Genomic DNA, 11980 nt, shown 5'->3' with positions numbered 1-11980 from the left:
AATAGGCACTAAAAGTTAAAGTCAATAGAAGAAAAAAGCATGTTTTTTTCATTATAAATGTTTTATGATAATTCAGTTTGCTTTGTGTACAACGGATGGCGGTATGAAATCGTTGGGGATTGCGGGCTACTTTCCTTTCCAGTTACACCAAACTTGATGCGTGGCAGAATGTTTGAATAACCACTTAAAACCCAATGTTTTATACCGCGTGTTGTGTGTAGTTATTTTTTAATTTCGTTTTTAATATCCACTAATTTCAATTCTTTATGATAGGTTTCAATTCTCGAGTGTGCAGTCCCGTCAACTAACAAGATAACTATCAGCATTGCAATTGTTGTAATGCTAATTGCTCTCCAAGTTGGTGTATTAATGAATAGAATTAGTAAAGCTGCCACGATAATTAGAATTGGAATGACCTTAAATACAACTGTATATTCCTTTAAAGTACTCTCGGAACGTTCAATTTCGGACTGATAAAAAGAAGTTGCATCTTCACTGAACGCTTTTTCAAATTGTGTAATTCTTGATTTGTTGGTATAAAATAATCCAAGTCCTATTGTCATTAGTAACAAACCTGCTACCAAGGTAGGAAGGATGTATGCCTTTGCTAAATCAGTTTTTCCCAACTGCCAAAATCCAATGCTTGCTATTAAGAATAAAATGGCAAAGAAGATGAAAAATCGAGTTGAAAAAACTTCGGCTTTTGCCCAGTCGGTGGCTAATTTTAATATTTCCATTGTTTCCATAATTATTAGTTCAAACTATGTTTTTGTTGATATGCCGAAGGACTAATCCCTTCTTTCTTTTTAAATAATCTCGAAAAATATTGAGGATATTCAAAACCTAATTCATAGGCTACTTCCGAAACACTTTTATGAGGTTGCAACAGCATATTTTTGGCTTCATCAATTAAATAAAGTTGTAAATGTTCGGTTGTGGTTTTTCCTGTTTCCTTTTTTAGGGTGTCACTAAGGTAACGTTGTGAAACATTCATTTTATCAGCTATTTGCTCTATGTTCGGAACACCTTTTTCTTGCATTTGTCCTGATTCAAAATATTCAGTTAAATGCTGATTAAATTGTTCTAACAAATTGGAGGCTATTTCCTTTCTGTTTAAAAATTGTCTTTCGTAGAAGCGATTGGCATATTTTAACAAGGTGTCCAATTGAGAAATGATGATGTCCTTACTGAATTCATCTTGGTTGTTCTGATATTCAATCTCAATGTTTTCTACAATTAATTCTATCTGCTTTTCTTCTTTTGGTGAAAGATGCAATGCCTCATTTACCGAATAGGAAAAGAAACCGTATTTTTTTATTTGATGGGCTAATTCTGTTCCTTTCAAAAAATCTTCGTGAAAGTTGATTGAAAAACCTTTTCGCTCAAATACTACGCTGTTATCCCATTGTAGAACTTGCCTAGGTGCAATAAAAATTAAAGCACCATTGGTGAAATCATATTGGGTGCGACCGTAGTTTAAATTACCCTCTACGAACTTTTTAAAACTAATGGTATAGCAGTCATTGGTAATTGGTGGTGAACTTTCTCGTGGACAAGGCAAGTAGCCATCGCCTTTTGAATTAAAAACACTTAACATTGGGTGCTCTGGACGAGGCAACTCCAAATACTCTAAATAGGATGATAAGGTTTTGAAGTGTTTCATTTCACTAATTTAAATATTCCATTTTACACCTGTTTCTTTTTCCGAAAGTTTCCACAGTCTTGTAGCTACTTCTTTATCTTTAGCGTGTGGCTCTATTTTGTGGGCTCCAACTGGCCCTACCCAATTGCTTCTTCCTGTTGGTCCATAAAAACCTTCTTGGTCTAAATTCTCCTCGGTGGCACACATTAATTGCGGATACGCACCTTTTTCAGCAGATTGTGTTAATGGGGACAATTTCATCAGATTAAAGATGAATTTCATCATAAAACTACCGCTTGTATTTATCAAGTTGGTTCTTGAAGAACCTGGATGACACGCATAGGTTTTAACATCTGTTTTTCCTGCTTCTTTCAATCTATCTTGTAATTCGTACATTGACATAATCTGTGCGAGTTTACTTTGACTGTAAGCATCGTTAGGTGTATAGTCTTTTTCCCAATTCAAATCATCGAATTTTATGGTTTTAATTCCCATATCATAACCCATGCTTCCAACTGTTACAATTCGACCTTTGGACTTTTCAATAAGCGGAAACAATAAAGCTTGCAATGTCCAATTTCCATAGTAATTCGTTCCCATTTGACTTTCCCAACCGTCTACAGTTAGCGTCTGTTTCGGTACTTGGGCAATTGCTGCATTACAAATAAGAGCATCTATTTGAGGAACTGTTTTTAATATTTCTTCAGCTGCTTTTTTTACAGATGCTTGCTTGGATAAGTCCATTTGAATGTTAATTACTTCAATATCTTTACCCAATTCTTGTTTCAATATTGTGATGGTGTCTTCCGCTTTTTTTAGGTTTCTATTGAGCATTATCACTTTTGCACCTTTTGAAAGAAGGATTTTTGCAGCTTCAAATCCTGTTCCGCTTGTGGTACCTGTTATGATATAAATTTTACCATTCAAGTTTCCAATTCTGTCTGGCATCCAACCCTTTTTACCAAATTGATTCGTTTTCATTTTGTCTTTTTATTAATGATTAAATTTATAAGACAAAGGTCGAGTAGAAGTAGTCTTAACTTCTTATACGGATTTTCAAATGTTGTATACTATTTGGTTTGAGTGGTAATTACACACAACGGTTCGGCTATGATTAGTTGCGGTGTGAAATCCGACAGGATTTCGGCCCGCACACTAAACATACTAAATATGCGTGGATTTTCCGAAGGGAAATCCGTCCGCAATTAATTATAGGTATTGTTAGCAACGGGTATTATTTTTTCTTTTTCCTCAGATTTTGAAGTTCTGTCGCCAATATTTCAGTTGCATTTTTATTCCATTCCTTTTTCCATACGTCATATTCGTCCTTTTCGGGGGCAGGAGTCATTTTCATTGGAACAGAAATACAATATTCGGGTTTTCTAAAACTTCGGGTCAAACCACAAGAATTTACCATTAGTATGGAGTTGGTTTCGAAAAATCCATAAATCAGCCACATTCCTTTTTCATTCACTCGTGGTCCACAAATTGGGTCATATTTGCCGGTGTATATAGTCCCACTATTAGTTTCGTCAAAAGATTCAATTACTTCAATTTCAAACGTGTGATTGTCCAAATTCACACTTAAAACTTCGCCAACAAAAATGCATTCAGAGTTTTCGTATTCATATTCCTGAATTTTATTTAAATCCTTTACAATCGGACAATTGCAACTATAAACAATAGCAAAACCAAGTAAGAAAAATGATAAGGAGAGGACTATATTTTTAAACGTGTTCATACTTGTTGCTAACGGTCTTGTGTATGAAACGTAGCGTATAAATAAACACTAACTTTTCGGATTTAACACGAGCCGAATTTTTTATTTTTATGTTTAATTTTCTTTTATAAAAATAACCAAATAAAAAATTTGGCGTACTTTGTAAATGTACAAAAACCTCTCAGAAAGCCTATGATAGCTATGTTTTATACACGTTGTTGCCACACGTTTTTAATGCAGAAATTATTATTCTTTAATTTTTTTTATGAATCATTTAAAGAATAGTGGAAATACTAGATAGTATCAAACTCTGGTAAAACAATTTCTTTAATTTTAGCAATAGCCTCACTTACGGGTGTTTCAGATTTTCTTAGATTTATTGCCATATGATTGACTCCCACATTTTCATATGCTTTTAAATATTCCGTAAGATGGTTGATACCTACTGTACCACCAAAACGTTGTGGTTTAAAAGTCGCATTGTCGTCTTTAGATAGGTTTAAATGTATAGCCGAAATATAAGGTTTTGCTGCTTGGTCTTCATCATACAAAGCATTACACCAGTATTTTCTGTTTTCTAAAGTTTCGGCAACAGGTCTTGGGTAATTAAACCAAGCTTGTGCGTTTTTGGCAATCCAATTAATACTTTGGCCGGAATGACCAGCTACTACAAGTGGAATGTCTTTTTTAGGTTTTGGATAAACTTCTATACCACTAGTTAAAAAATCGTATTTAGATTTTAAATTGCTATTTGTTTTCCAAGCTTCTTTAATAATGTCAAGATTTTGTCTAAAGATTTTAGGTCTTTTTTTATAGTCAATATTATACATTGGGAACTCCACTGGTCTGTCTCCTAAACCCAAGCCTAACAAAAGTCTGCCATCACTTAAATTTTCAATGGTAGCAGCAGATTTGGCTAATTTTATTGGCTGTTGTAGTGGCAATACAATTGCTGCCGTACCCAACAAAATGTTTTTGGTAGCTGCAGATAAATACCCTAAGTACGGCAAGGTGTCAAACAATTGAGCTCCATCACCAAAATTAGGGTCATATATAGGAACATCTCGCATCCATAAAGCAGCAAAACCTGCTTCATCAATTTGTTGTGCCAATTCTAAATGGTTAGAAATATCGGGTACTCCAAAAGGTCTATTGTCTTCCAAACGTTTGCGGTTTCCTTCTGTTGACCAATCGTTATCTAAAGGGAACTCTATACCAAGTGTCATTTTACCTGGCTTGTATAATTTATCAAATGGATTCATAGTGTTATTTATTTTTGAAATCATCAGGTGTCCTGAGAGATACCTGATGATTTTCAAGATTAGTTATTCCAGATACTATCTGCAGTGTATGGTCCGTTTTCAAACTCCCAAAATTTACCATCTATAAAGCGGTGTCCCTTATTTAAATCCTTCAGTAACGTCATATCTTCTTCTGTAAGCGTATGGTTTAAAGTCTCTAAATTCTGAAGCAATCTCGCTTCATTAATAGATTTAGGAATTACCGCAATGCCTCGTTGCATAGTATATGCCAATGCAACTTGTGCAGGCGACATATTTCGTGCGTTGGCAATGTTTTTTATTGTGTCATTTTCCAACAAACGTAAAGTGTTGTTTTCATCTACAAGTGAACCTAATGGTGCATATGCTGTTATATGCATATCAAAATGCGAGCATAATGCTTTTAATTCTTTCTGCTGTAAAAACGGATGCATTTCTACTTGATTCATCTCTGGTTTATGAACTGCACTCGCCATTATTTCTTTAAGCTGATTTTCATTGAAATTACTCACGCCAATATGCTTTGTAAGACCTTGCTCTAAAGCAGCTTCTATCCCTTTCCAAGTATTGGTTAATGGTACTTCTGAAAGCGGAATAAAATCGGATGCTTTTTCTGGCATTTCTGTTCCTTTTTTTAAAGCTACTGGCCAGTGGATAAGATACAGGTCTAGATAATCTAGTTGTAAATCTTCTAAAGTTTGATTCAACGCAGGAATTACATTCTCTTCACCGTGAGAAGCATTCCATAATTTGGAAGTCACCCATAAATCCTCTCTTGAAACCAAACCTTGTTTAATTGCATCAGCAATGGCATTACCAACTTCTTTTTCGTTACCGTATGCCGCAGCACAATCTATATGTCTGTATCCAATTTTTATAGCCGAAAGAACAGCATTGTACACTTCATTAGGTTCAGATCTAAAAGTTCCTAATCCTAAAATTGGCATTTCGTCGTTATTTCTAAATTTTAATGTAGTCATCGTTATTATATTTATATTTTTTCTCTTTTGAATAAAACAAGTGTCAACAAGAACCCTACAATTACTAGAATACCGCCTACCCAAGGTGTTGCTTCAATACCTAAGCTCGATTCTACAACCATACCGCCTACATAAGCACCAATAGCAATACCTACGTTAAATGCTGCAATGTTTAATGCAGATGCTACGTCTTCTGTTCCTGGTAAGTACTTTTCCGCCATTTTCACTACGTATAATTGCAATGCTGGCACGTTTGAAAAGGCAAGTATTCCCATAAAAAACAAGGTTATTATTGCAAAAATCTGACTAGAAGCCGTGAAGTATAAAACAAACAACACAATGGCTTGTAACGCAAACATTACCAATAATGCTTTACCTGGTTTGTTGTTAGATACTTTACCTCCAATAATATTTCCTATAGCAATGGCGATACCATAAATTAAAAGGAATACACTGGTCATATTTGAAGAGAAACCAGTTACTTCTTCTAATAGCGGTGTTAAATAAGTAAAAGTTACAAACGTACCACCATAACCAAATGCAGTAATGGCTAATACCAATAAAATAGACGGATTTTTAATCACTTTTAATTGATCAATAAAACGTAATGGTGCAGATTGTTTGATGTTTTTAGGCACCAAAGCTAAACTAGCTATTGCACCTACTAATCCTAAAAGGGCTACACCAATAAAGGTTGCTCTCCATCCAAAATTCTGACCAATGTATGTTCCTAAAGGCACACCAGTTACAATAGCCACAGTAAGACCTGCAAACATTATAGAGATTGCAGTTGCCCTTTTATCTTTAGGAACTAAACTAGCTGCAATGGTAGAACCGATAGAGAAAAATACACCGTGAGCAAAACCTGTTACCACTCTTGATAATAGCAACAACTCAAAACTAGGTGAAATAGCTGCTAATCCGTTACCAATTATAAATAGCAACATAATGCCCATTAATAACTGTTTTCTTGGAATTTTACCTGTTAGGGCAGTTAGTATTGGTGCACCAATAGCAACACCAATAGCATAGAGACTTACTAATAATCCTGCTGATGTCAATGATGTGCCTAGGTCGTTAGCAACTGTTGATAATAAACCTACAATTACAAATTCTGTTGTTCCTATGGCAAATGCACTTATGGTCAATGCCCATAATGCGGCTGGTAGACTCTTCTTTTTAGCTACCGTAGTATCTCTATGTATTGTTGATGTTTCCATAATTTCAATTCTTTTTGTTATCTTTTTGTTATTGTTATTTAATGGCAACAGGATTTATTTGTACTTGTGTAGAACCTTCATATAAAGGGTGACCTAATACAAAAAGGAATTCCCAAGCTTTATCTTCTACCAACTCATCTACAAGAATGTTTTCCAAAACTTGTACACCGTACTCGGTTGCCATCATTTGATTTACAGGGAAAGACAGTGCGCTATTTTCGTGTGGTACCGCCTCAAAAGACCAGTTGTCAGCTCCTGCTGCTACAATTCCTTTTTTACCTAAGTAATGTGCAGCTTCCGTACCAATTCCAGGTCCGCCAGCTAGGTAACGCTTGTCATCTTTACCCATTAATTTGGTCCATCCTGTGTAAAACAGTACGACATCTCCTTTACGGATTTCAATGCCTTGTTTTTTGGCTACTTTTTCAATATCTTCTACTGTAAAAACAGTACCTTCTTTTACAATGTCTTGATTGTAATATGAGCGCATATCCAATACAATACCTCTAGTTACAATTGGAGGTAATTTTTCTAGACCTAATTTTTTTACACCAGAAACGGTTAAAAAATCTTCTACTTTATGTCCGTTATAATGCACATTGTCTCTACCGTAATGTGCCAATCCGTTTATTTGAGACCCAACACCTGTCCAACCAATTAATTGATCATCTACGTAAGTGAATTTGTTAGAACCTGCAGCAGCTGTTTCTGGTTGTAAAGTTTCAATGTGAAAGTATCTGTGACGGAAAGCTGCAGTTTGTGCATTTACCACCATTCCTAAGCGATATACTTTTCCTTTTTTAACCAATTTTACCGCATCCAAAACTGTTTCTTCATTCAAAAGGTTTAGTGCGCCAATTTCATCGTCAGCACCATAAGGTGACGTTGGTACTTGTTGTGCGTTTGTAGTTAAAGCAGTGAAAAGTGTAGCTGCTAAGGCAATTGTTTTTAATGTATTTACTATTGTTTTCATTTTAATATGTTTTTAAATTTCTTATACAAATTTCCGATTAAAGCAAGAGGTGTGCGAGGATGTACATCACCATTTTAAAGTGATGTATGTCACATTTAATAATGCTCATACATCTCTTGGTTTTTTTAGAGATACTTACTCTTCAATCTTCATCTTTAACACCAAGTAAGGCGGTTTACTGGCATCTTTTCCTTCATTTAATAAAGGAAGGTTGTGAAGTTGATTAGCTACTATATATAAGTAGTTTCCGTGTATGGCAACACCATCGGGCCAAGACAGGTCTTTTTTGGATTGCGCAATGGTTTTCATTCCAGCAGGCGTACTTTCTACAATGGCTGAATTTTCAACATCGGTTACATATACTTTTCCGTTTGCACCCACTTTAAATCCGTCAGATTTTGGTTTGTTGGCATAAAACTCGATGTACTTATTCAGTTCGCTATCTTGCTTACTTTCATCAGCTAAAACGGCAGAAGGTATGCGGTAAATTTTGGTATTCCCCATTGCACCGTAGTAGATGTAATTGTTTTTGTCATCTATAGAAATTGGATTTAATGGGTATCTTGGTTGAATGGTAGTACCGTCTTTTCTTTTGTGGGATACTAATCTACCGTGAATTTTCACTGGTTCATCAGCAGGTAAAAATGAAGCATTCCCTTCCAAAACACGTCTTATATGACCCGTTTCTAAATTAATCACGACAAAAGCTGGTGCAATTGGCGGATTTAAAGCATCGGTCATATCTGCAATTACCGCAGTGTTGTTTTTAACGTCAATTACAAAATCTTGTAAAAAAGGTTTTGGTGATAATACCGTGTTTGGAATAGGAAAAACCTTCGTTAGGTCACCAGTAACCAAATCAAAACCAACCAATTTTGGAACTTGATTTTGTTTTACGTTACCCATATCCAATACCCAAAGTATTCCGTTAGCATCGGCTTGTATACCAATAGTTGAATTGATACCTTTTATGCTTCCGTTTTCTGGTTTTACGATCCATTCTTTATCACCAAACGGAATAGCTTCTCCATTTGGCAAAATTTCTTTCACCATATATTTTGAAGCGCTTAAGGCACTCATTGTTACAAATATTCTTCCGTCGTTAGAGACTGTAATATTCCCAGGTCTAGACTCAGGAAAAGTAGCTATTGTTTCTAATTGTGCTTGTGCTAACATTGCGTGATTCATCACTAATGCTAACAAGACTATTTTTAATACTGTTATAATTTTCATTGTATTTATTTTTTTAAATTGAATGTGATTTGATTAGTTGTTTAAGAATTTCTTTTGGGTGGATGGGTCTACCCAGATTACATCACTAGGGTCTCTGGCTATTGCGTCAAAAACGAGTACGTCTAACGGACCTTCTAAAATTTTTCCGTTTCCGTGTGCTGTGCCTTTGCCCCAGAATAATAGGTCGCCTTTGCCAGCAACAACAGGCCCTTTATCGTCTACGTAAAATTCTGCTTTGCCATTTAAAATGTAGAGATAGGCATCAGATTTTGCGTGGTAGTGCATAGGCACTTCGTCATACAACCTAAAGATTCTAACACCTGCGTATTCACGGTCTATTAGTCTGATGTCTTTGATGATGCCGCTGTGGTTTTCTGGTAGTAACTTAACATATTCGTCAATGTTAATAACGCCGTATGAGTTACCTGATAATGGTCTTTTACCTTCCTGTGCATAAGATGTAAATCCTAAGACAATCATGGTAATAATGAAGAATAATCCTTTTGTTGTTTTCATAATAAATTGTATTAAATTGTTCGATACAAAATTCTATGAAAACCAAGAGGTGTGCGAGGACATACATCACGGATTTTTTGTGATGTACATCAATTTTGAAAAGTGATTTAGGTCACTCTTAGCTGTTAAAACGACTTAAAGTCTCTCTGGATACGCCTAAATAAGAAGCGATTAGTTTTTTAGGAACGCGTTGAATTAATTTTGGTAGCTTGTTTAATAGGTACTCATACCTACTTTCTACGGTCATTGTAAGTAAAGACAAGATTCTTTGTTGCAGATTGATATAACCGTGGTTGGATTTAATTCTGAAAAAATTGGCAACGGCAGGTACTTGTAAGCATATCTTTTCTCTGTTTTCTAAAGACAAACAAAAAAACTCAGAATCTTCAAGGCAATCCACAAAAATAGAACCTGGTTCTTGGTGTTGAAAAGCACAGTGATCACTCACCCAGTAATTTTCCATTGCAAATTGAAGAATATGCTCTTTACCTTTTTCGTCTATGGAATACGCTTTAACCAAGCCTTTAATAATCCAATATTCAAAATCCACAGCTTGTCCTGCCTGAATTAAAAACTGATGTTTTTTAAGGCTTTTATACTGAAAATGAGATTGAACAAAATTCCATTCGTCATCTGTTAACGCAAATAACTCTTCAAAATGTTGTCTTAGTAAATCAAGTTTTTCTTCCATATCGCAAATTTATTTTTTATTTCTGATTCTGGAAAGTTTACTAGTGGTTAAATATATTGATTGGTGTTGCTTGTCAAATGTGTGGCAACGGTTAGTATATGAAAAGTAGGCGATTTCGAAGCTCTAAACTTTCGGTTAAGCACAAAGTTTGACACGAGCCAAAACTCTTGATTTTACTGATATTTCGCCTACTTTTTATATACATTGTTATGTGCAGGCTTTTAGATGTTTATTTCAACCTCTAATTGTCTATTTAGTATTCCTTTTCCACCAGCCATTAAATCCTTTATTTTTTCGTCATCGATTCGTAATTTAACAATAATTAGACTTGGTGAAGGCTCTTTCATATATTTTCCTTGTTGAATGTTAAAACTTTTTTTCTTGATTTTTAAAATGTCAAATAAATAACATCCAAGTGGTCCAGCCGCCATTCCTGTTCCTGATTCTTCTAATATTCCATAACGAGGACCAAACATTCTTGAAGTAGCGTCATATTCTGTATCTGTAGAAAATAAATAGTAGCCAATTAAATCAAATTCATCACTAACCTTGCTTATCAAGTCAAAATCTGGAATTATATTCTTTAAAATCTCATTGCTTTTAACAGGAACGAGTATAAATGAATTTCCTGTGTTTACTAATTGGATTGGTGCATTTGGAATCAAGTCCGTTTTCTTTAATCCTAATGATTTTAGAATCACAGTTTCTTTGTGACTTACATCAGTATATTTTGGAGCCAATTGTTCCATAAATGCTAAATCACCAATTATTTCTATTTTTCGTTTCCCATCTATGGTTTCTTTTGAAGAACTATCATTTTTTAGAGCTCCTATTTGTTTTAAATAAGAAAATGTAGCCACAGTAGCGTGTCCACAATGTGCTATTTGTTTATTTGGAGTGAAGAAATCTAATTTAAAATCTTCCGTTTTAGATTTTGAAACAAAAGCAGTTTCTGATAAACCTACTTTTTTAGAAATCTCAAGTTTATTTTTATCAGATAATTCATCTGCATTTAAAACGACACCTGCTGGATTACCACCTTTACCGTTTTCTGCAAAAGCGTTAAGAATTTGTACGTTAATAACTTTTTTTGAACTGTCCATTTTTATTTTTTTATATGTTATATAAGATGGACGCTATTAGTTAGAAAAAGACGTAGTAAATTTTAATTATTTTCAAAATCTATTAATTTACCTGTACTATCCGATTCTACATTTGGGCAATCTAAAATGTTTTCTTTTAAAATTTCTTTAGCTTTTTGAACTCTTGATTTCGTCCCCGAATAAGAGATTTTTAAATGTTCTGCTAACTCTTTTTGTGAATAGTTTTTAAATGAAGTTAAAATAATTGCTTCTTTATGTTGGGAAGAAAGGTTTTCTATTTTTTGATTGATACAGTTTGTTAAATTTGAATAATCAAAATTATTAGTGTCTATTTCTGGAATATCTAAGTCATTTATTGATATATTACTATTTTTTACTTTTTTAAAATAATCAACAATACTATTTCTTGTAATTTGATAAACCCAAGATGTAAGTTTAGAAGTATGTTTTAATTGATGAATTTTAGTTTGAATTTTCAAAAAAACCTCTTGATGAATATCTTTTGACGTTTGTTCATCTTTTATTTTCTCCAAAATAAACTTATAAAGTTCTTCATTTAGGTCAATCCAAATAGTATTAATTTCAGTTTTCACAATTTTGGTTTTTTCAGCTTACACATAAC

13 protein-coding genes are annotated in these 11980 nt (G+C 34.2%); all 13 read right to left on the bottom strand.

Annotation, left to right across the window (positions count from 1 at the left end; translation table 11 throughout):
• Positions 1-221 precede the first annotated feature (221 nt).
• On the bottom strand, positions 222-737 hold the full coding sequence (locus tag LV92_RS21535) for a hypothetical protein (RefSeq protein ID WP_111625656.1): 516 nt from the start codon (positions 735-737) through the stop codon (positions 222-224).
• 14 nt (positions 738-751) lie between these two features.
• The gene (locus tag LV92_RS21530; RefSeq protein ID WP_111625654.1) at positions 752-1663 is read right to left on the bottom strand and encodes a helix-turn-helix domain-containing protein; all 912 of its coding nucleotides are present in this window, start codon (positions 1661-1663) and stop codon (positions 752-754) included.
• Positions 1664-1672: 9 nt separating this feature from the next.
• Complete coding sequence (locus LV92_RS21525; protein ID WP_111625653.1) at positions 1673-2623, bottom strand: SDR family oxidoreductase; 951 nt, start codon at positions 2621-2623, stop codon at positions 1673-1675.
• Between the two features lie 253 nt (positions 2624-2876).
• Entirely contained in the window at positions 2877-3383 is a 507-nt protein-coding gene (locus LV92_RS21520) for a hypothetical protein (protein ID WP_111625652.1), read from the bottom strand.
• A 272-nt stretch (positions 3384-3655) separates the two neighbouring features.
• Positions 3656-4624, bottom strand: a complete 969-nt coding sequence (locus LV92_RS21515; RefSeq protein WP_170126374.1) for a TIGR03571 family LLM class oxidoreductase — start codon at positions 4622-4624, stop codon at positions 3656-3658.
• 59 nt (positions 4625-4683) lie between these two features.
• Positions 4684-5622 (bottom strand): aldo/keto reductase, encoded by a 939-nt coding sequence (locus LV92_RS21510; RefSeq protein WP_111625650.1) that lies wholly within the window; start codon positions 5620-5622, stop codon positions 4684-4686.
• 11 nt (positions 5623-5633) lie between these two features.
• Entirely contained in the window at positions 5634-6842 is a 1209-nt protein-coding gene (locus LV92_RS21505; RefSeq protein ID WP_111625655.1) for an MFS transporter, read from the bottom strand.
• A 34-nt stretch (positions 6843-6876) separates the two neighbouring features.
• A complete protein-coding gene (locus tag LV92_RS21500) occupies positions 6877-7815 on the bottom strand; it encodes a cyclase family protein (RefSeq protein WP_111625649.1) in 939 nt (312 codons plus the stop codon).
• Positions 7816-7950: 135 nt separating this feature from the next.
• On the bottom strand, positions 7951-9048 hold the full coding sequence (locus tag LV92_RS21495; protein ID WP_111625648.1) for an L-dopachrome tautomerase-related protein: 1098 nt from the start codon (positions 9046-9048) through the stop codon (positions 7951-7953).
• 33 nt (positions 9049-9081) lie between these two features.
• Positions 9082-9564, bottom strand: a complete 483-nt coding sequence (locus LV92_RS21490) for a cupin domain-containing protein (protein WP_111625647.1) — start codon at positions 9562-9564, stop codon at positions 9082-9084.
• 118 nt (positions 9565-9682) lie between these two features.
• Positions 9683-10255 carry a Crp/Fnr family transcriptional regulator gene (locus tag LV92_RS21485; protein ID WP_111625646.1) on the bottom strand — a complete coding sequence of 191 codons (573 nt, stop codon included), beginning with the start codon at positions 10253-10255 and terminating at the stop codon, positions 9683-9685.
• Between the two features lie 221 nt (positions 10256-10476).
• On the bottom strand, positions 10477-11358 hold the full coding sequence (locus LV92_RS21480; protein ID WP_111622996.1) for a PhzF family phenazine biosynthesis protein: 882 nt from the start codon (positions 11356-11358) through the stop codon (positions 10477-10479).
• 62 nt (positions 11359-11420) lie between these two features.
• Positions 11421-11951 carry a sigma-70 family RNA polymerase sigma factor gene (locus LV92_RS21475; RefSeq protein ID WP_111622997.1) on the bottom strand — a complete coding sequence of 177 codons (531 nt, stop codon included), beginning with the start codon at positions 11949-11951 and terminating at the stop codon, positions 11421-11423.
• Positions 11952-11980: the final 29 nt, after the last annotated feature.

The sequence above is a fragment of the Arenibacter echinorum genome, from assembly GCF_003259375.1.
Taxonomy (GTDB): Bacteria; Bacteroidota; Bacteroidia; order Flavobacteriales; family Flavobacteriaceae; genus Arenibacter; species Arenibacter echinorum.
The sequence above is the reverse complement of the archived record's forward strand: the minus strand, read 5'-3'. Positions and strand labels throughout refer to the sequence as shown.